22 protein-coding genes are annotated in these 20,332 nt (G+C 59.2%); 15 read left to right on the top strand and 7 right to left on the bottom strand.

Annotation, left to right across the window (positions count from 1 at the left end; translation table 11 throughout):
• Positions 1-24: 24 nt before the first annotated feature.
• Complete coding sequence (locus ACR0LX_RS02930; RefSeq protein ID WP_480782492.1) at positions 25-1,020, bottom strand: hypothetical protein; 996 nt, start codon at positions 1,018-1,020, stop codon at positions 25-27.
• Positions 1,021-1,172: 152 nt separating this feature from the next.
• On the opposite strand from ACR0LX_RS02930, the gene ACR0LX_RS02925 reads away from it, so the two are divergent.
• The 5 genes from ACR0LX_RS02925 (at position 1,173) to ACR0LX_RS02905 (ending at position 6,056) form a co-directional block, all read left to right on the top strand.
• The gene (locus tag ACR0LX_RS02925) at positions 1,173-1,805 is read left to right on the top strand and encodes a cupin domain-containing protein (protein ID WP_480782491.1); all 633 of its coding nucleotides are present in this window, start codon (positions 1,173-1,175) and stop codon (positions 1,803-1,805) included.
• A gap of 159 nt (positions 1,806-1,964) precedes the next feature.
• On the top strand, positions 1,965-3,299 hold the full coding sequence (locus tag ACR0LX_RS02920) for an NAD(P)-dependent oxidoreductase (protein ID WP_480782490.1): 1,335 nt from the start codon (positions 1,965-1,967) through the stop codon (positions 3,297-3,299).
• A gap of 44 nt (positions 3,300-3,343) precedes the next feature.
• Positions 3,344-4,180 (top strand): class I SAM-dependent methyltransferase, encoded by an 837-nt coding sequence (locus ACR0LX_RS02915; protein ID WP_480782489.1) that lies wholly within the window; start codon positions 3,344-3,346, stop codon positions 4,178-4,180.
• 18 nt (positions 4,181-4,198) lie between these two features.
• Complete coding sequence (gene preA, locus ACR0LX_RS02910; RefSeq protein ID WP_480782488.1) at positions 4,199-5,503, top strand: NAD-dependent dihydropyrimidine dehydrogenase subunit PreA; 1,305 nt, start codon at positions 4,199-4,201, stop codon at positions 5,501-5,503.
• A gap of 73 nt (positions 5,504-5,576) precedes the next feature.
• Complete coding sequence (locus tag ACR0LX_RS02905) at positions 5,577-6,056, top strand: hypothetical protein (protein ID WP_480782487.1); 480 nt, start codon at positions 5,577-5,579, stop codon at positions 6,054-6,056.
• A 9-nt stretch (positions 6,057-6,065) separates the two neighbouring features.
• Here the strand turns inward: ACR0LX_RS02905 and ACR0LX_RS02900 are convergent, their stop codons facing one another.
• Positions 6,066-6,674, bottom strand: coding sequence for a TetR family transcriptional regulator C-terminal domain-containing protein (locus tag ACR0LX_RS02900; protein ID WP_480782486.1), 609 nt, complete (start codon positions 6,672-6,674; stop codon positions 6,066-6,068).
• Between the two features lie 172 nt (positions 6,675-6,846).
• Here ACR0LX_RS02900 and ACR0LX_RS02895 point away from each other — a divergent pair, with 172 nt between their 5' ends.
• From ACR0LX_RS02895 to ACR0LX_RS02850, 10 genes are all read left to right on the top strand, one after another.
• On the top strand, positions 6,847-8,097 hold the full coding sequence (locus ACR0LX_RS02895; protein WP_480782485.1) for a Zn-dependent hydrolase: 1,251 nt from the start codon (positions 6,847-6,849) through the stop codon (positions 8,095-8,097).
• Positions 8,098-8,190: 93 nt separating this feature from the next.
• Entirely contained in the window at positions 8,191-9,645 is a 1,455-nt protein-coding gene (hydA, locus tag ACR0LX_RS02890) for a dihydropyrimidinase (protein ID WP_480782484.1), read from the top strand.
• 55 nt (positions 9,646-9,700) lie between these two features.
• Positions 9,701-10,498: an ABC transporter ATP-binding protein gene (locus ACR0LX_RS02885; protein WP_480782483.1), complete on the top strand. Its 798-nt coding sequence runs from the start codon at positions 9,701-9,703 to the stop codon at positions 10,496-10,498.
• Positions 10,498-10,929 (top strand): N-acetyltransferase family protein, encoded by a 432-nt coding sequence (locus ACR0LX_RS02880; protein WP_480782482.1) that lies wholly within the window; start codon positions 10,498-10,500, stop codon positions 10,927-10,929. The genes ACR0LX_RS02885 and ACR0LX_RS02880 overlap by 1 nt, the downstream gene beginning before the upstream one ends.
• Positions 10,926-11,843, top strand: coding sequence for an ABC transporter permease (locus tag ACR0LX_RS02875; RefSeq protein WP_480782481.1), 918 nt, complete (start codon positions 10,926-10,928; stop codon positions 11,841-11,843). The genes ACR0LX_RS02880 and ACR0LX_RS02875 overlap by 4 nt, the downstream gene beginning before the upstream one ends.
• A complete protein-coding gene (locus ACR0LX_RS02870; protein WP_480782480.1) occupies positions 11,840-12,685 on the top strand; it encodes an ABC transporter permease in 846 nt (281 codons plus the stop codon). Before ACR0LX_RS02875 ends, ACR0LX_RS02870 begins: the two co-directional genes overlap by 4 nt.
• Before the next feature lie 60 nt (positions 12,686-12,745).
• The gene (locus tag ACR0LX_RS02865) at positions 12,746-13,741 is read left to right on the top strand and encodes an ABC transporter substrate-binding protein (protein WP_480782479.1); all 996 of its coding nucleotides are present in this window, start codon (positions 12,746-12,748) and stop codon (positions 13,739-13,741) included.
• A 154-nt stretch (positions 13,742-13,895) separates the two neighbouring features.
• Positions 13,896-14,609, top strand: a complete 714-nt coding sequence (locus ACR0LX_RS02860; protein WP_480568953.1) for an ABC transporter permease — start codon at positions 13,896-13,898, stop codon at positions 14,607-14,609.
• Positions 14,602-15,336, top strand: a complete 735-nt coding sequence (locus ACR0LX_RS02855; protein ID WP_480782478.1) for an ATP-binding cassette domain-containing protein — start codon at positions 14,602-14,604, stop codon at positions 15,334-15,336. The genes ACR0LX_RS02860 and ACR0LX_RS02855 overlap by 8 nt, the downstream gene beginning before the upstream one ends.
• A gap of 22 nt (positions 15,337-15,358) precedes the next feature.
• Entirely contained in the window at positions 15,359-16,174 is an 816-nt protein-coding gene (locus ACR0LX_RS02850) for an ABC transporter substrate-binding protein (RefSeq protein ID WP_480782477.1), read from the top strand.
• Positions 16,175-16,182: 8 nt separating this feature from the next.
• Here the strand turns inward: ACR0LX_RS02850 and ACR0LX_RS02845 are convergent, their stop codons facing one another.
• From ACR0LX_RS02845 to fdh3B, 5 genes are all read right to left on the bottom strand, one after another.
• Positions 16,183-17,055 (bottom strand): substrate-binding domain-containing protein, encoded by an 873-nt coding sequence (locus tag ACR0LX_RS02845; protein ID WP_480782476.1) that lies wholly within the window; start codon positions 17,053-17,055, stop codon positions 16,183-16,185.
• Complete coding sequence (locus tag ACR0LX_RS02840) at positions 17,056-17,181, bottom strand: hypothetical protein (RefSeq protein WP_480782475.1); 126 nt, start codon at positions 17,179-17,181, stop codon at positions 17,056-17,058.
• Positions 17,182-17,194: 13 nt separating this feature from the next.
• Positions 17,195-18,457: a c-type cytochrome gene (locus ACR0LX_RS02835; protein WP_480782474.1), complete on the bottom strand. Its 1,263-nt coding sequence runs from the start codon at positions 18,455-18,457 to the stop codon at positions 17,195-17,197.
• Positions 18,458-19,663 carry a formate dehydrogenase subunit gamma gene (locus tag ACR0LX_RS02830; protein ID WP_480782473.1) on the bottom strand — a complete coding sequence of 402 codons (1,206 nt, stop codon included), beginning with the start codon at positions 19,661-19,663 and terminating at the stop codon, positions 18,458-18,460.
• 72 nt (positions 19,664-19,735) lie between these two features.
• Positions 19,736-20,329 (bottom strand): formate dehydrogenase FDH3 subunit beta, encoded by a 594-nt coding sequence (gene fdh3B / locus ACR0LX_RS02825; RefSeq protein ID WP_010439472.1) that lies wholly within the window; start codon positions 20,327-20,329, stop codon positions 19,736-19,738.
• Positions 20,330-20,332: the final 3 nt, after the last annotated feature.

Raw genomic sequence — 20,332 nt, 5'->3', positions numbered from 1 at the left:
GCCTGCGCATACACAACGCCGCTGTCAGCGCTGCCACAACCCCTTGGACTTGATGGTCTTGCGGATGACCTGTTCGCGCTGGGGCAGGTTGTCGCGATCAAACATGTCGCGGATTTTCCGGCCCTTGCCCTGGAAGATCAGCTTTTTCATCGGATCGTAGGTCTTGAGGACTTTTTTGATCTTGTTGGGGGCGCTGACCGTTTCCAGCACGTCGATCACCTGATCCCTTTCGCGTGCATAGAGCAGTGGGAACAGGCGATAATGGCAACTGACCGCACCATCCAGCAATCCACCGGGCAGGGCATCGCGCCCGCCGCCGAACGAATGGATCACAAGCGGCAGCGCCGCCTGGTCCAGCCAGGGGTCCAGAACCTGCCCGGTCAGTTCGGGGATATTCTCGTCACGAATGGCGCGCGCGTATTCAAGATAACGTTCGCCAAACAATCGCGGGCATTTGTAATAGAAATAACCGGCATTGAAATACAGGAACCGCCGCCAGTATCCCTGCGGCTGGCTTGTATCCAGCGAGCTTTCGAAATCCAGCCCGAACCGGTCATAGAGCGCGCGCCATATCGCCTCGTACCCAGGGCCATAGAGCGTGGGCTTGGGCCAGGTCCCTTCCACCTTCAATGATGCGCCGGGGCGATCGAAATCAAAGGGGATCTCGGACAGCTCGCCCGTGATCAACGTGTCGCTGTCGAAGAAGACAAAAGGCTCACCCTCGGGCAATGCCAGCAACGCCTCGATCTTGTTGCCGTTCGGATAGCTTTCGCCGAAGACATGGTTGTCAAAGGGGACGATCTCGGCCCCCAGATGGTCCAGCGCTTTCAGGACGTCCGGGTTCTGAATGCTTGGGTTGCTGGCCCACAACGGCCCCGCCTGCGGGACTGCGACGATCAGGCGGCCGGAAAACCTGGGCGATGAATGCCGCAATGAGGCGGCAAACAGCACCGCTTCGTACTGGACGCGGTTGTTTTGCCCGATCACGACGACGTTGAATTCAGGGGGCTTCGCCTGCATTAATGCGCTTTCTGGTTGTGGCCGGGTCGCGGCTCTGCTGCTTTGGGATTACATGATGCGGGATGGGCCGTCAAAACCAGATGCGCGCAATGGTTTGAAATTCGTAATCCGATCGCCATGTAATTTGGTATCAGCCAGACTGGAGGTTCTTCATGCGGGTCAATGCAGATTTCAGCCAACGTGTTGCGGTTCATTTTGACGACACCGAGTGGGTAGCGTCGCCGGCCGCTGGGGTCGAGCGCAAGATGCTGGACCGGATCGGTGAAGAGGTCGCGCGCGCCACGACCATTGTTCGCTTTGCGCCCGGCAGCGCATTTGCTGCCCATACCCATGACGGCGGCGAAGAGTATCTGGTTCTCGACGGTGTCTTTCAGGACGAAACCGGGGATTTCCCGGTTGGCAGCTATGTACGCAATCCTCCAACAAGTTCGCACACGCCTTCGGCCAGCGAGGGTGCAACCATTCTGGTCAAGCTGCATCAGTTCGACCCTGACGATCGCACTCAGGTCCATCGCTTGGTCAACGGTTCAGGGAACGTAAAGCTGTTCAGCGACGCGCATGAGGATGTCGAAGTTCAGAATTGGCCCGCAGGCGCGACTCTGCTGTTGGAGGCCGACAAGGGACTCGAGGTTTTTGTGATCGAAGGCGGATTCGCCGAAAACGGCGAGGATTTTGGCCCATGGGACTGGTTGCGCCTGCCGCCGGGGACGCAATCCAGCGCCGTTGCTGGAGAGGGTGGCGCGCGGGTTTGGGTCAAATCCGGCCACCTTGGCGGGATGGTCTAAGCCGTCGCCGGCCTAAATTTCAGGCAAATCTCTGCTAAAACCGGGCTAATCGGCCCGGTTTTTCAATTTTTTGACCATTTGGCAAATTTTACCAATTGATAAAAAATTTGTTTGTGGCAAGCTGGGGTCATAACAAACATATCTACAGGGAGTAGAGTGATGGCACAGGGCCAGATGGCACCCGGCATCGTCGCCGGGCGGCTTTCCAGCGATGAGCTGACCTCGAATTTCACCGATCTGCATCCGCCACTGGCCCCGCACGAGGCTGCCGTGGCCGCTGATCGCTGCTATTTCTGCTATGACGCGCCATGCGTGACGGCCTGTCCAACGGATATCGATATTCCGTTGTTCATTCGGCAGATTCAGGCGGGACAACCGCAATCCGCCGGGCGCACGATCCTGGAACAGAATATTCTGGGTGGCATGTGCGCCCGCGTTTGTCCGACCGAGACATTGTGCGAAGAAGCCTGTGTGCGCGAAACAGCCGAGGGCAAACCGGTCGAGATCGGACGTTTACAGCGTTTTGCCACCGATGATGTGATGGCGTCTGGCGCGCATCCATTTGAGCGTGCGCCGACCACCGGCAAGACCGTGGCGGTCGTCGGGGCAGGGCCTGCGGGTCTGGCCTGCGCGCATCGGCTGGCAATGCTGGGCCACGACGTGGTGATCCACGAATCCAAGCCAAAACCCGGCGGTCTGAACGAATACGGTATCGCCGCTTACAAATCGACCAACGACTTTGCCCAGGCTGAGGTGGACTGGTTGTTGAAGATCGGCGGTATCGCAATAGAAACCGGGTCCGCTCTGGGTCAGACAATCTCATTGGGCGGGCTGACCGAGAACTACGATGCGGTGTTCCTGTCGATCGGACTTGCAGGCGTTAATGCGCTGCGCTCTCCGGGTGCGGACAAGGATGGGGTGCGCAATGCGGTCGATTTCATTTCCGACGTACGGCAAGCCGGTGATCTGGCGCATCTGCCGGTCGGACGGAATGTCGTTGTGATCGGCGGCGGCATGACAGCGGTCGACGCGGCGGTGAAATCAAAACTGCTGGGTGCAGAGCACGTGACGATTGCCTACCGCCGCGACCGCGATGCCATGGGCGCAAGTCGGTACGAACAGGACCTTGCGGCCTCGCATGGGGTGCGCATCATGACCAATGTTCAGCCGGTTGCGGTCCACGGAAATGGCGCAACGGCCGAGATTGAGCTGGAATACACCTCTAGCACGGATGGCAGTCTGACGGGCACGGGCGAAATGATCCGCCTGCCTGCTGATCAGGTCCTAAAGGCGATTGGTCAGCAACTGGATGGCGCGCCCGACGGGTTGCAGCTTGACGGCAACAAGATCGCGGTCAGCGGGGCCGGGCGCACGTCGTTGCAAGGCGTCTGGGCCGGGGGCGATTGTGCTGCGGGCGGTGACGATCTGACGGTGACTGCGGTCGCCGAAGGGCGCGATGCCGCGATGGACATCCACGCAACACTGGAATCGTGATAGGGTAAGGCACCCAATCCCCATTCCGTTGCCGAGGTATAGCCATGTCTCAGATAGAAGAAGCCGTTGCCCGTCATTACACGACCGGAGCCTTGACCGACAGGGTTCGCGACGCGTTGATCGCCAGCGGCGTCGACCCGGATGCGGCGACGGTTGCCGATCTGAAAGCAGGTGATGAGTTCCATACCGGCGGCGTGGCGGCGACCGACAACCTGTTCAACCAGTTGTCCCCGACCCACGCGACCCGCGTGCTGGATATCGGATGCGGCATTGGTGGCACCTCGCGCTATGTGGCGGATCGCTACGACTCGACGGTCACCGGGGTCGATCTGACGCCTGAATTTGTCGAAACGGCCAAGGCGCTCAGCGACCTTGTGGGCCTGTCCGACAAGGTCGAGTTTCTGGAAGGCAGCGCGCTGGACATGCCCGTACCCGATGCCGGTTTCGATCTAGCGGTCATGCTGCATGTCGGCATGAACATCGAAGACAAGGCGGGTCTGTTCGCCGAGGTCTCTCGGGCGCTGGCGACAGGTGGCACCTTTGCCTTGTTTGATGTCATGGGCGGGCCGACCGAGGAACCGTTGGCCTTTCCACTGCCTTGGTCGACGCAGCCGGAAACGTCTTTCGTGCATGCGCCTGAGACCTACAGACAGGCCGCCGATGCGGCAGGCTTGACGCTGGAAATCGAAAACGACCGCACCGACTTTGCGCTGGAATTCTTTGAAGAGGTGTTCGCCAAAATGGCCGAGGACGGGCCAGCGCCTTTGGGCATTCATCTGATGATGGGCGACACTGCGCCCGAGAAGTTCCAGAACTATGTCGCAAACCTGAAAGCCGGGCGCATTCGCCCGACTGAAATGATATTCAAGAAAACCGGCTGAGCCGGTGAGGAGGACCCAATGGCCGACCTGACAACAGACTTTCTGGGGATTTCCAGCCCGAACCCATACTGGCTGGCCTCGGCACCGCCAACGGACAAGGAATACAACGTGCGTCGCGCGTTCGAGGCCGGATGGGGTGGCGTGGTCTGGAAAACCCTGGGCTCCGAAGGCCCGCCAGTGGTAAACGTGAATGGCCCGCGCTACGGCGCGATCTATGGCGCGGACCGGCGCTTGCTGGGTCTGAATAACATCGAACTGATCACCGACCGACCGCTTGAGGTGAACCTCGAGGAAATGGCGCGGGTCAAGGCGGATTATCCTGACCGCGCCCTGATCGCCTCGATCATGGTGCCGTGTGAAGAAGGGGCCTGGAAAGCCATCCTGCCGCGCGTCGCCGAAACGGGTGCCGACGGAATCGAGCTGAATTTTGGCTGTCCGCACGGGATGAGCGAGCGCGGCATGGGATCGGCCGTAGGGCAGGTGCCGGAATATATCGAGATGGTCACCCGCTGGTGCAAGCAATACTATGACCGTCCTGTGATCGTGAAGCTGACACCGAATATCACCGATATTCGCAAACCAGCGGCTGCCGCCAGAAATGGTGGCGCGGATGCAGTGTCGCTGATCAACACGATCAACTCGATCACCAGCGTTGATCTGGACACGTTCAGCCCCGAACCGTCGATTGACGGCAAAGGCAGCCATGGTGGCTATTGCGGTCCGGCGGTCAAGCCGATTGCCCTGTCGATGGTGTCCGAGATTGCGCGGGCCGAGGCAACGCATGGCATGCCGATCTCAGGCATCGGTGGTGTCACCACATGGCGGGACGCGGCAGAGTTCATGTCGCTGGGCTGCGGTAACGTTCAGGTCTGCACGGCGGCGATGACATACGGGTTCAAAATCATTGATGAACTGACCGCTGGCCTGTCCGAGTGGATGGACAAAAAGGGCTATTCCAACGTTTCCGAAATCGTTGGTCGCGCCGTTCCGAATGTCACCGATTGGCAGTATCTGAACCTCAACTACATCGCCAAAGCCAAGATCGATCAGGATCAGTGCATCAAATGCGGCCGTTGCTATGCGGCGTGTGAGGATACCAGCCATCAGGCGATCTCGATGTCTTCGGATCGCGTGTTCGAGGTGATGGACGACGAATGCGTCGCTTGCAACCTCTGCGTTGATGTTTGTCCGGTTGAAGGGTGTATTTCCATGGAGCCGATGGCGGCTGGCGAGGTCGATCCGCGCACCGGCAAGACCGTGCAGCCGGATTATGCCAACTGGACCACGCATCCCAACAACCCAATGGCCAAAGCCGCCGAGTAGGGGAAACTGGTATCCCAAATCACTCGGTTCGGCGTTACACTGGTGCTGTCAGACATGATCGAAGGAGACTGTCATGCCAGCCGTACCGCCGGGCCGAAGCAAAGGTGGCAACAAGGTTTCGAAACTGGATCGGGACACGTCGAAAAAGAACGTGGCCTTGTCGAAGGCAAAGCAGCGCGAAGCCATGGCTGCCAAGAACTTTGTGCAGCATCAAAAGCAGATCAAGAAAGACCGGGACGCAATCCTCAAGCTGAAAAAATCCATCGACGGCATGATGGACAAGCTGAAAGAGGATCAGGCATTGGATCGCCGCTTCATGGGGCAGGTGATCAAGAAGGTCAAAGCGCTGCAGAACTTCGACAAGTACGTCAAAGCATCGGCTCAACAGCACTCTGCCGGGGTTCAACAACCCAAAATGTACACCGCGATTGTCAAGGACGCGGGAAAAGTGCCCAAGATCAATACCGTCAATACCATCGGTGATTTCACGGTATTTCTGGCAATGGCAATTGTCATACTGAACCGCATATTGGCCATGAAACCGGCCAAATAACGTACTGGGTCAGGGTGTTAGAAGTTTACGATAAAGTGTGTCGATAAACGGCTCGGCCCCTTCGAACGGATCTTCGTCCCCCAGAATGGCCCGCACCTGGACATCGAAATCAGCGTAATGCTGGGTCAGCGCCCAGATCGAAAAGATCAAATGATGCGGATGCAGGCGGGCGATTTTGCCTTCATCCATCCAGCGGGTCAAAATCTTCGCTTTTTCGTCCACCAGGACTTTGAGTTCAATGGACAATGCCTCGTGAATACGCGGAGCACCCTGGACCAGTTCGTTGGCAAACAGACGGCTTTCGCGCGGCAATTCGCGGCTCATCTGCAGTTTGCGGTGAATGTAGGACAGAATCTCCTGCATTGGTTCCCCGTTCTCATCCAGATCGTGCAGCGGGGCCAGCCAAACCTCGAGCAGACCAGACAATAGCGCCGTGTGGATCGCCTCTTTCGACGGGAAGTAATAGAGAAGGTTTGGTTTGCTCAAGCCGGCCTCGGTCGCGATCTGATCGACGGTCGAGCCGCGAAACCCATTGGCAGAGAACACATTCAGCGCGGCCTCGAGTATGGCCGCGCGGTTTTTCTTTTGGATGCGAGTCGGTGCGCGGTCTTTGGGCATATCTTCCGGTCGTCTCATTTTCCGCCAAACGGGCACCAAATATGCCGAAATTTCCAGCGGCGCCATGCAAATTCTTGACTGATGTCGAACCCGTGATAGCGTGAGTTTGACCAGATGGTCAAATCAAGACACGAATAGCGAGCAAAATTCGCAAGCAACAGGGAAAGACACTATGGCAGCTCCGGCGCAGAATCTCAGGATCAATGGCGACAGGTTGTGGGACAGTCTGATGGAGATGGCCAAAATTGGCCCAGGTGTTGCAGGGGGCAACAATCGTCAGACGCTGACGGACGAAGACGCCGAAGGGCGTGCGCTGTTTCAGAAATGGTGCGAGGATGCCGGCTGTTCGATGGGGCTGGACCAGATGGGCAACATGTTTGCCCGGCGCGAAGGTACTGACCCTGATGCACTGCCGGTCTATGTCGGCTCGCATCTGGATACGCAACCCACGGGCGGCAAGTATGACGGCGTGTTGGGCGTTCTGGGCGGGTTGGAAATCATCCGAACGCTCAATGACTTGGGCATCAAGACCAAACACCCGATTGTGGCGACCAACTGGACCAACGAAGAGGGGACCCGCTACGCTCCGGCGATGCTGTCTTCGGGTGTGTTTGCCGGGATGCATACGCAGGATTGGGCCTATGACCGCGAGGATGCCGAGGGCAAGAAATTCGGCGACGAATTGCAGCGGATCGGTTGGCAGGGCGACGAAGAGGTTGGTGCCCGCAAGATGCATGCGTTCTTCGAATTGCACATCGAACAGGGGCCGATTCTGGAAGCTGAGGGCAAGGATATCGGCGTTGTCACCCATGGTCAGGGCCTGAGCTGGACCCAAGTTACTGTCACCGGAAAAGACGCGCATACCGGCTCGACCCCGATGCCGATGCGCAAGAACGCCGGGCTGGCGATGGCGCGGATATTGGAGAAAGTTGATGAGATTGCGTGGTCTCATGCGCCCCATGCCGTGGGCGCGGCGGGGCATATCGATGTCTATCCGAACTCGCGCAATGTGATCCCTGGAAAGGTCGTATTCACCGTCGATTTCCGCTCGCCGGAATTGGAGGTGATCACCGATATGGAAAACCGGTTACGCATCGCCGCCGAAGACATCGTCAACGAGATGGGCCTGCAGATCGAGTTCGAGAAGGTCGGTGGCTTTGATCCGGTGAAGTTTGACGACGGTTGCGTGGCCGCCGTGCGCGACGCGGCCGAGCGATTGGGGTATTCGCACACGGATATCATCTCGGGCGCAGGGCATGATGCCTGTTGGATCAACCGGGTTGCGCCGACGGCGATGGTGATGTGCCCGTGCGTGGATGGGTTGAGCCACAACGAGGCCGAAGAGATCAGCAAGGACTGGGCCGCAGCCGGGGCAGATGTGCTGTTCCATGCGGTCGTCGAAACAGCAGAAATCGTGGGATAGAGGGGCGCTGCCCCCGTCGCCCATTGGGCGACTCCCCCGGGATAAATTTGGCCAGATGAAGCAAGCGGCGCAGACCGCATCAGGGAGTTTAACATGAGCACTGTAATCAAGAACGGAACCGTCCTGACGGCGGATTTGACCTACAAGGCGGATGTGAAAGTCGAAGGGGGTGTGATCACCGAAATCGGGCGCGAGCTAAAAGGCGATAAGGAGCTGGACGCGACCGGATGTTACGTCATGCCAGGCGGTATCGATCCCCATACGCATCTTGAGATGCCGTTTATGGGGACCTATTCCAGTGACGATTTCGAAAGCGGGACGCGCGCGGCGCTGGCAGGCGGTACCACGATGGTGGTCGATTTTGCGCTGCCAAATCCGGGCGAAAGCCTTTTGGATGCGCTGAAGCGCTGGGACAACAAGTCGACACGTGCGAATTGCGACTATTCGTTCCACATGGCGGTGACATGGTGGGGTGAGCAGGTTTTCAACGACATGAAAACCGTTGTCGAAGCGCGTGGCATCAACACATTTAAGCATTTCCTGGCCTACAAAGGCGCATTGATGGTGAACGACGATGAGTTGTTCGCGTCCTTTACTCGTCTGGCCGAGCTGGGTGGGATCGCCATGGTCCACGCCGAAAACGGCGATGTTGTCGCCGAACTCAGCGCCAAACTGCTGGCCGAAGGCAATACCGGGCCCGAGGCGCATGCCTATTCGCGCCCACCGCAGGTTGAGGGCGAGGCGACCAACCGCGCCATCATGATCGCCGATATGGCGGGTGTACCGCTCTATGTCGTGCACACCTCGTGTGAAGAGGCGCATGAGGCCATCCGGCGGGCCAAGATGCAGGGCAAGCGGGTCTGGGGCGAGCCTTTGATTCAGCACCTGACCTTGGATGAAAGCGAATACTTCCACCACGACTGGGACCATGCGGCGCGTCGGGTCATGAGCCCACCATTCCGGAACAAGCAGCATCAGGACAGCCTCTGGGCAGGTCTGCATTCGGGCACGCTGAGCGTTGTGGCCACCGATCACTGCGCCTTTACGACCGATCAGAAACGCTATGGCGTCGGTGATTTCACCAAGATACCGAATGGAACGGGCGGGCTTGAGGACCGGATGCCGATGCTGTGGACACATGGTGTAAATACCGGGCGTCTGACGCCTCAGGAATTTGTCGCGGTGACTTCAACAAATATCGCCAAGATATTGAATTGTTATCCGAAAAAGGGTGCAGTCCTTGTGGGCGCGGATGCGGATCTTGTGGTTTGGGATCCAGAGAAATCAAAGACCATCACGGCCGATACGCAGCAATCGTCGATCGACTATAACGTGTTTGAAGGCAAAGAGGTCAAAGGTCTGCCTCGGTTTACCCTGACCCGTGGTCAGGTCGCCGTTCACGATGGCGAAATTCGGACACAGGAAGGTCACGGCGAGTTCGTCGCACGTGAGGCGAATAGCCATGTGAACAAGGCGCTGAGCACCTGGAAAGAACTGACCGCTCCGCAGCCGATCGAACGAACCGGCATCCCGGCTACAGGCGTATGATACATGCGGGCCGCCCATTCGGCGGCCCAAAGTCAAGTGTTTTCAAGGCGATGGAATGACAACTGAAACAACGACCCAGCCCGTTATCGAGGCCAGGCAGCTGGACCTTACTTTCCAGACCAATGACGGGCCCATCCACGCGCTGAAGGATGTGAACCTGACGATCGACAAAGGTGACTTTGTCAGTTTCATCGGCCCCTCGGGGTGCGGCAAGACCACGTTCCTGCGCTGCATTGCGGCTTTGGAGACACCGACCGGCGGCGCGCTGACCGTCAACGGGATGACCCCGGACGAGGCGCGGCGAAACCGGGCTTACGGCTATGTGTTTCAAGCGGCGGGGCTGTACCCTTGGCGCACCATTGCCAAGAACATAAAACTGCCGCTTGAGATCATGGGATATTCCGCGTCCGAGCAGGATGATCGCGTGAACAAGGTGTTGGAACTTGTTGATCTGAAAGGGTTTGGTGGAAAGTTCCCGTGGCAGCTTTCCGGTGGCATGCAGCAGCGGGCCAGCATTGCGCGCGCGCTTGCATTTGATGCCGACCTCCTGCTGATGGACGAACCTTTTGGGGCTTTGGACGAGATCGTGCGGGATCACTTGAACGAACAGCTTCTGGCACTGTGGGCGCGGACCGGCAAGACGATTGGGTTTGTCACCCACTCGATCCCCGAGGCGGTGTATCTGAGCACCAAGATCGTCGTCATGAGCCCGCGTCCGGGACGGATAACGGATGTGATCGACAGCCCTCTGCCCAAAGAGCGACCGCTGGATATTCGGGATTCACCAGAATTCATCGAAGTGGCCCATCGCGTGCGCGAAGGGCTGCGCGCCGGACACGGGGATGAGGTCTGATGCCGAGCGATGTGATCAGAAGGGCGACGCCAGATGATGTCCCGGCCTGCGCACATGTGATTGCCACTTGGATCGCGCAGACGGATTGGATGGTCGATGAATTGCCCGAAGCCGAGTTGGCGAGGCTCATCCGCGAGGCCTTCCCCGCGCGCGAAATCTGGGTCGCGGGCGATCCGGTGGATTGCTACATGTCGGTTGATCCCGAGGCGCGAAAGGTTGGTGCCCTCTATTGCTTGCGAACCGGTCAGGGAATGGGTAAGCGACTGTTGGACAAGGCGAAATCAGGACGTGATTTTTTGTGGCTGACGACTCATGAGCCCAATGTGTCTGCCCAGAAATTTTATCGCCGCGAAGGGTTCATTGCGACGGGCACTGAACCGCCGGAACCGCCCGAGACATTGCCGATCATTCGGATGGAGTGGCGGGTATGAAGCAGATCTTTGCAGTTCTGACCGTCGTGGCCGTGATCGTGCTGTTCTGGTACGTGGCGAGCGTTCCGATGAACATCAAGGGCACTCTGACTGAACTGGAACGCGGCGGGGCTGAAGTGCAGCCGCCAACCGCGAGCGCCCGCCGCGATCTGGGAGAGGTCGGGCTGGTCCTGAGCAACAGTTTCGCCATTCCCGCGACATGGGAGCAAAAGAAACCCCGGCTTCCGTCGCCGCATCAGGTGACAATCGAACTGTGGGAAACCACGATCCTGAAAAAGATCACCTCGAAACGGTCGCTGATCTATCACGGATGGGTCACGCTGAGCGCGACGGTGCTGGGTTTTGTGATCGGCACCGGGCTTGGCATTCTGCTGGCGGTCGGGATCGTGCATAGCCGGGTCATGGACCTGTCGGTCATGCCCTGGGCCATTGTCAGTCAGACCATACCCATTATCGCACTGGCCCCGATGATTATCGTGGTGCTTTATTCTGTCGGCGTGCAGGGGATTATCCCAAAGGCGATCATTTCGGCCTATCTCAGCTTTTTCCCAGTGGTGGTCGGAATGGTCAAAGGACTGCGCAGCCCCGATGCGATGCAACTGGACTTGCTGCGCACCTACAATGCCAGCCACGGGCAGGGGTTCTGGAAACTGCGTCTGCCCGCGTCGATGCCTTATCTGTTCGCGTCGCTCAAGATCGGGATTGCGGCGTCTCTGGTCGGGGCGATAGTAGGTGAGCTGCCCACGGGTGCGGTGGCCGGTCTGGGCGCGCGTCTGCTGGCGGGCAGCTATTACGGACAGACCGTGCAGATCTGGTCGGCCCTGTTTGCGGCGGCCATTCTGGCGGCTTGTCTGGTCGGACTGCTTGGCCTGATCGAAAGGTTGGTGCTGAAACGGATGGGGATGGCGCAATGATGCTTGTGTTTGCTGCCCTGTTGGTTTGGATCCTTGGCTGGTGGCTGAACAGTCGGCTGGCCAGCGGGCCACAGGCCGACAGCCGTTTGGTGCGGTTTCTGGCGCCGCTGATCTTCGGGCTGACGATTGTTCTGGCGTGGGAGTTGATCGTGCGCGGGCTCGAGGTGCCTCTGGTCATCCTGCCCGCACCGTCGGCGATCGCCTTACGCTTTGGCGACAGCCTGCCAATCCTCTGGGCGGATTTCGTGCAGACGATCCTGAAAGGCGCGCTCAGCGGCTACATCATTGGATGTGGCGCTGCGTTCCTGATGGCGATCGCGGTCGATCGCTGGGATTTCCTGCGATTGGGGCTGTTGCCGGTGGGGAATTTCGTCGCGGCGCTGCCGATCGTCGGAACCGCGCCCATTCTGGTCATGTGGTTCGGGTTCGACTGGCAATCCAAGTCTGCGGTCGTGGTGGTGATGGTGTTCTTTCCGATGCTGGTGAACACCGTTGCGGGCTTGCGCGAGGCCACCGCCATGCAGCGCGACCTGATGGAGACCTATGCCGCAACCTATTGGCAAAGCTTTCTGAAACTGCGCCTGCCGGCGGCGATGCCGTTTATCTTCAACGGGTTGAAGATTTCGACGACACTTGCCCTGATCGGCGCTATTGTGGCTGAATTCTTCGGCTCACCCATCGTGGGGATGGGGTTCCGAATCTCGACCAGCGTGGGGCAATTGTCACTGGATATGGTCTGGGCCGAGATCGTGGTCGCCGCCCTTGCTGGAACTGCGTTTTATGGCCTTGTGGCCGGTATCGAAAAGGCGGTGACGTTCTGGCATCCGTCGCAACGAGGATAACAAACAAAATTCAACAGACCCCGAAAACGGGGCACCCATAAGCAACTAGGAGAAGTGAAGATGAATAAGCTACTAAGCGGGGCGGTCGCAGCCTTCAGTCTGGCAGCCAGCACGGCGTTTGCGGCGGATGAGGTGACATTGCAACTCAAATGGGTCGGGCAGGCGCAGTTTGCCGGATACTTCGTGGCCGAAGCCAAGGGGTTCTATGACGAAGAGGGGCTGGACGTCACGATCAAACCCGGTGGCCCGGATATTGCGCCGGAACAGGTCATCGCCGGGGGGGGCGCTGACGTCATCACCACCTGGATGGCAGCCGGTCTGGCCGCACGCGAGCGTGGTGTGCCTCTGGTCAACATTGCACAGCCTTTCAAGACAGGTGGACTGCAGGTCAATTGCCTGAAATCGACCGGGGTCGAGTCGCCCGAGGATTTCCCGGGCCGCACGATGGGGGTCTGGTTCTTCGGGAATGAATATCCGTTCTATGCCTGGATGGCCTCGTTGGGTATCGAAACGGATGGGGCCGACGACAACGGGGTCACGGTTCTGAAACAGGCATTCTCGGCTGATCCGCTGATTCAGGGACAGGCGGACTGTATCTCGACGATGACCTACAACGAATACCGTCAGATCCTTCAGGCAGGGATCACGCCCGAGGAACTGGTGACGTTCAACTATCTTCAGATGGGCTTTGGCATGTTGGAAGATGGTCTCTATGTCATGGAGGAAAACCTGAGCGATCCCGCATTTGTCGAGAAGATGGAGCGCTTTGTGCGCGCGTCGATGAAAGGTTGGGAATATGCTGCGGCAAATCAGGAGGAGGCTGCTGAAATCGTGCTCGAGTTCGACGAGACCGGCGCTCAGGAACTGGACCATCAGGTCTACATGATGGGCGAGGTCGCCAAGCTGATCGAAGGATCAACCGGGGCGCTGGACCCGGCGGACTACGAACAGACGGTCAAAACTTTGCTGTCTGCCGTGTCGGCCGAAAACCCGGCGATCACCAAAGAGCCCGAAGGCGCATGGACACATCAGATCACGGATGCCGCGCTGAACTGACCGCTCTGACATCGCGAAATTCGACGCGGTCCCGGCAGGGGCCGCGTTTTCTTTTTGGACTGCCGCATTTGTGACTGTACTTGGTGCCAAACTGGCATAGTATTTCCATGTAAATGACCGCATCTAATGCGAAAAATCTCTAATTTGGAAGAAAATGCAGGGATTTGCATCAGAATTCGCAATGGCATCCGCTCTGATCCTGAAAGGGGATCCAGAGCTGTGGTCGATCGTGCTGTTGTCCCTGCGGGTTTCGCTGTTTGCGGTACTGATTTCTGCGGTGATCGGTATGCCCTTTGGCGCTGCACTGGCGGTTGCTCGTTTCCCCGGTCGGCGGGCGATGATCGTGCTGATGAACGCTCTGATGGGCTTTCCACCGGTTGTTGTCGGGCTGCTTGTGTATCTGATGTTGTCCCGGTCGGGGCCTTTGGGCGTGTTGGAACTGCTTTACACGCCGACAGCTATGATCATCGCTCAAGTCGTCCTCGTCACGCCGATTGTCGCCGCATTGACGCGGCAAGTGGTCGAGATGCTGGCCGAGGAATATGCCGAACAGCTTCGCTCGCTGGGCGTGTCAAGGCTGGCCTCGGTGCCGGTACTGCTTTGGGATGCGCGACTGGCATTGGTGACGGCTTTGCTGGCAGGGTTTGGCCGCGCCATAGCCGAGGTTGGGGCGGTGATCATCGTCGGGGGCAACATCAACCATGTCACGCGGGTCATGACCACCACCATCGCGCTTGAGACCTCAAGGGGTAATCTGGCGTTGGCGCTGGCACTCGGTGCGATCCTCATCGGGATTGCGATTGCGGTCAACGCGATGGTCAGTGCGTTGACTTTGCGCGCCGAACAGGAAGGTTTACGTCATGCGTGATCTTCCACTGGAAAGCGATACTGGGTTGCAGGTCCGCGATCTCTATATCGCCCGCAAGGGCAAGGTTTTGCTGGACGTGCCGCAGCTCCGGCTGGAGGGGCCGGGTCCGACGCTGTTGCTGGGGCCAAATGGTGCGGGCAAGAGCTTGCTTTTGCGTTGTCTGCACGGGTTGATCTCGCCGGATCGCGGGGCTGTCCTGCAAGGGGACGTGCCTCTGGGTCCGATGCACAGGGCTCGGCAGGCAATGGTGTTCCAGCGCCCGGTGCTGCTGCGCCGCTCGGTCGCGGCCAATCTGGACTTTGTGCTGAAACGCAAGCGCCTGCCGCGCTCGGCGCGCAAGATGCAGATCGCCGAGTTGCTGACCGAAGGCGGGCTAGCGGACAAAGCCCGGCAATCCGCCCGGTCACTGTCGGGTGGCGAGGCGCAGCGTCTTGCCATTCTGCGTGCGCTGGCGCTGTCGCCGGATACCTTGTTTTTGGACGAACCGACCAGCGCGCTGGACCCCGGCGCGACCCAGACGATCGAAAAGATGGTCTTGCGCGCCTCGGCCCGGGGGGTGCGGATCGTAATGGTAACCCATGACATCGGGCAGGCACGCAGGCTTGCTGCGGACGTCGTTATGATGCAGGGAGGGCGCGTGGTTGAACATGGCGCCGCCCGGCAGGTATTGAACAGCCCGGAAACAGAGGCGGCGCGCCGGTATCTGGCGGGTGGGTTGGTTACATAATTCAGATTTGACGGAGAATTCGATGGTCCGAAACCTGATCCGCAGCGCGGCAATCGCGCTTGGTATGCTGGCTTTGCCCGTCAGTGCGGACGAGCCGTTCATTATTTTGCAATCCACCACGTCGACCCAGAATTCAGGCCTGTTCGACCATATTTTACCTTGGTTTGAGGCGGAAACCGGCATCGACGTTCGGGTTGTCGCAGTTGGCACCGGTCAGGCGATCAAGAATGCGATAAACGGCGATGCGGATGTACTATTGGTCCACTCCAAAGCAGACGAACAAAGGTTTGTTGCTGACGGCTGGGGGGTCGATCGTTTTGACGTGATGTACAACGATTTTGTTCTGGTCGGGCCGAAATCGGACCCAGCCGGGGTCAAGGTCGGCAACGATATCATCCTTGCCTTGGCCGACATCTCCGTGGCCGAGGTCCCCTTTGCCTCGCGCGGGGATGACAGTGGCACCCACAAGGCCGAGATGCGGTTTTGGGCTGATGCAGGCGTCGACCCGACCGGGGAATCCGGCAGCTGGTATCGCGAAACAGGGTCCGGCATGGGCACGACGCTGAACGTGGCCAGCGGTATGGGGGCTTATGTCCTGACCGACCGCGCCACGTGGTTGTCCTTTGGAAACCGGGGAGATCTTGAGATTCTGGTAGAAGGCGATCCGCGCCTGTTCAACCAATATGGCGTGACCCTTGTGAATCCAGACAAGCACCCGGGCGTCCGGGCTGCCGCCGGGCAGAGGTTCATCGACTGGCTAATCGGACCAGACGGGCAATCCGCGATCGAGACCTATACCTTGGATGGTGAGCAGTTGTTCTTCCCGAACGCACAGTGACGGCCTGTTCAGCCGCTGGCGCCGTTGTGGTGGATTTGCCCGAGACCTGACAGGTCATACCCGCCCAGCTCTTGCGCGCGTTGATGAAACCGGGGCGCATGCAGGAAGTCGATCAGCGTCAGCATCGGGGCTTCGAAAAAGGCCCTTCGCCAGATCGCAAGGTCCAGCCGTTCGGTATGGGTCGGCTGAAAATCCAGCCCGTAGAACCCTGCAAGCGCACCAAGGCCAAAGCCCACCTCGGCCTTACCGTCGCGCAGGGCCAAAGCCAGCTCTTCTTCGGTGCGGGCGCAGTCGGGCAGGGCGTCAAGATCGTCGCGCGACAGCCCGTGCAACGCCAATTGCGTGTCGAACAGCCGCTGACTTGCGGCGCTGTCTTGCCGCAATATGACCCGGCGGCCTTTGAGGTCTGCAAAGCCGCCCACGCCGCTGATGTCGGGGGCCAGCAGCAACCCACGCTTGCGCTGCGCGATTTCATAAAGGATCACGGGGGCTTCGCCCAATGAATCCCTGATCGACCGCACGTTGAAACCGTCTTCCTCGTGAATGTGCAGAACCGTCGCTTGCGCGCTACGTTCACGCAGGCGATTCAGCCCGTCAAAGGAGCCGTCATAGTAGGTTGCAAGGCCAGATCCGCTTTCGCGCAGTGCCCAGTCCAGCAGCGGATCGTGACTGCCCGCGACAATCGGCGGCAAGGGTGGCTCGGCAACCTGCGGCCCCGACCGGGATGCGTTCAGCCACGCGACAACCTCGGCGCGGGGGAAGAGGAGTTTTCCCATGGCGCGCACACAAGGCACCTCGCCCGAGGAGGCAAGATCATAGGCTTTCCGCTCGCCAATGCGCAGCAGATCGGCCAGTTCGCGGGTGGTCAGGTATTCGGACATTCAGTCGAGGCGCACAGCAGGGCCAGACCCCGCATCCGCGGCGCTGAACCCGATCTGGTCCAGAGCGAAGGGCGCGGCAATGGTGATCACGACCATCGCGACGATGGCGGCTAGAAAGGCTTTCATGGTCTCCTCCGGCTCAGTTGTCTGGCGCGGTGGCGCGGCGCAGAAAGGCGATCAGATCGGCGCGGTCCTGTGCCTGAGCGATACGTTGCATCGGCATCTTCGACCCCGGAATATAGTGATCCGGCCCCTCATCGAACAGAGCGTTGATAGTGTCTTCATTCCAAACGATATCAGAGTCTTGCAGCGTATCCGAGTACAAATATTCAGACAGACTGCCTGCTTTGCGTCCGAAGATTTTGTGCAATGTCGGCCCTGCGCGCCGTTGACTGTCGGGTGTCAGGCTGTGGCAGATCGAGCATTTGCGCGCAAACTGGCGCTCGCCATTGCTCATCTGATCGGGGTTCTTCAAATAGCTGGGCTCTGACGCGGCCATCTGATCCTGCTCGCCCAGATTGGCGATCGGCCAACTGTACATCGCCTGATCTATGCCCCCGGCGTGCAGGTTCTGGCCGTCTGCGGAAAAGGCCAGCGCCCAGACCGGGCCGCGCAGAGTGGCGCGGAAATCCTGCGCAATGCGCCAGTCGCCGGTGTCGATAACCATGATGTAGCCTTCGCCGTCCCCGACAGCCAACAGGCTGCGATCAGGGCTGAGGGCCAGCGAAAGGATCGGACGGCGATCCAGGGTGAAATCACGCTCTTCACCTGTCGTCAGATCAAGGATGCGGGTCACACCATCCACTGCACCATAGGCCAGCCAGTTGTCCTGAATGTTCAGCACCAGTTCGTTGATGCCAAACCCATGCTCGACCAGCCGGTCCGTTTCCTGAGCTCGGGTTACGTCCCATACACGCAGGGTTCCGTCGACGCCCGCAGAAAACAGTTGCGACCCGTCGGCGGAGAACACCACAGCGTTCACGCCGCTGCCGGTCGGCCCGAGAACTGACGGCTCTGACCCGTCAACCGGCCACAATCCGATCGTGCCATCCCAACTGGCCGTTGCCACATACGTCTTTGATGCCGCTACACTGACAATCTTTCCCTTGTGCCGACCGACGACTTGACCACCGGGCCACCGTCGCAGGGTGAAATCGTCGCCGGCGGAATAGATCGCTGTGCCGTTGAAAACAACGGAATTGACCGCAGCTTCGTGCCCTTCCAGCCATTCGGGGTCTTGATCCGTCCAAAGTCCGACCGAGTTGTCGAAACTGGCCGTTGCTATGCGCCCGTCCGGTGCGGTGGCGATCCCCATGATCGGCCCGCCGTGACCTTTGAGCGTGAAGAACTCGGACCAGGCGGGCAGGGGGACCAGGATTAGCGCCAGAACCAGCCCGCGCATTTACTCAGCAGGTGAGGCCGCTGCTTTGTCGGCCTCTTTTTCCTGCACCTCTTCCAGCCAGAGCGAATGATGCTCGCGCGCCCATTGTTCCTCGACCTCGCCGGTTCCCATCGCGTCAAACGCCCCTTCCATGCCGACCGAACCCAGATAGATGTGGGCCAGAATGATCGCGATGAAGGCGTAGGCGACCATGACGTGCCAGACCTGAGCGAATTGCATTTCCTCCTGCGGGGACATCTGCACTGGCAGGTTCAAGCCCAGCATTTGCGGGATGCCTGTGGTATTTGCGATCGAGAATGTCTTGGCGAACAGCGGCATTTCAAACGGGAACAGCAGCGACAGGCCGGACAGGCTGATCGAAACACCCAGCAGGATGCACAGCCAGAAGATAATCTTTTGCCCGGCATTGAACTTCTTCGCGGGGGGGTGGCTGCCCCTGGTGAAAAGACCGCCTCCGGCAGCAAGCCATTTCAGGTCGACCCGGTTCGGAATGTTGTGCGAAATCCAGTTCACGGTGACGATGACCAAGCCCAGCATGAACGCCCAGGCCAGATTGTTGTGCAGCCATTTGCACCCCTGCGCGATCACTGCAAAGCCTTCCTTGCCAAAGACCGGGATCAGGAAATCCCGACCGTAGAGTGTCAGCAATCCGGTTATGCCGAGGATCACAAAGGACCCCGCAAACAGCCAATGACCAAACCGTTCGAAGCCGTTGAAGCGGGTGACGGTACGCCCGGATTTGTCCCCATCAATTCGAATTTTCCCGCGGATCAGAAAGAACAGTATCAGGACCGCCAGCATGCCGCCGATTATATAGGTCCCATATTCGCGCAGCGGACCGGTGCGGAAATTCAGCCACCACATGCCGCCGTCCTGTATCAGTACGCTTGCAGCAGGGCCCTGAGACGACACCGTCACATCCGCCGAGCCATAGCGCAACGCGCGATACACATCGCTGTCCGAGGCGACGCCGCGTGTGCCAAGCTGACCCAGCAGGCCCTCGGCGTTGCCTTGCCCGGTGTTTTCCGAACGATAGGTGTTATCCACCTTTTCGCCGCGCTGACGGGCCAGAATGTCCTCAAGTGTGGTTGCGCCCCCGGTTGCCGTCCTGTCAGAGGAAACCGGGGCTTCTGTCTCTTCGGATTGCGCAAGGGCGCTCTGGGTCAAGGTGACGGTAAGCAGCAATGCAATGAGTAGACGGAACATCTGAACCTCGGTCAAAATTCCCAAGCAGACGACCCGCGCGGGCGGGTCATCTGAATGTCATGCAGACGGCGCTTATCCGTCTTTCTGGTCGTAGGCCGTGCCCCAACCCCAGGCGCCCGAGCCGAAGCCGCGCGCCACAACGCGTTCGCGGTAAACGGCAGACACCACGTCACCGTCACCGGCAAGCAGGGCCTTGGTCGAACACATCTCGGCGCAGATCGGCAGTTTGCCCTCGGCGATCCGGTTGCGACCATATTTGGCGAACTCTGCGGTCGAGTGCGTTTCTTCGGGACCACCGGCGCAGAAGGTACATTTGTCCATCTTGCCGCGCGATCCGAAGTTGCCCGCCTGTGGATATTGCGGCGCGCCGAAGGGGCACGCGTAGAAGCAATAACCACACCCGATGCACAGGTCCTTTGAGTGCAGGACGACGCCTTCTTCGTTCTGATAGAAGCAGTCGACCGGGCACACCGCCATGCAAGGCGCATCCGAACAATGCATACAGGCGACCGAGATCGAGCGTTCGCCCGGGTTGCCGTCATTGATCGTCACCACCCTGCGGCGGTTGATGCCCCACGGTACCTCGTGCTCGTTCTTGCACGCGGTTACGCAGGCGTTGCATTCGATGCAGCGTTCAGCGTCGCAGAGAAACTTTGCTCTAGCCATTAT

This window comes from Ruegeria sp. CH11, assembly GCF_056537105.1.
This window is presented reverse-complemented; position numbering and strand designations above follow the sequence as displayed.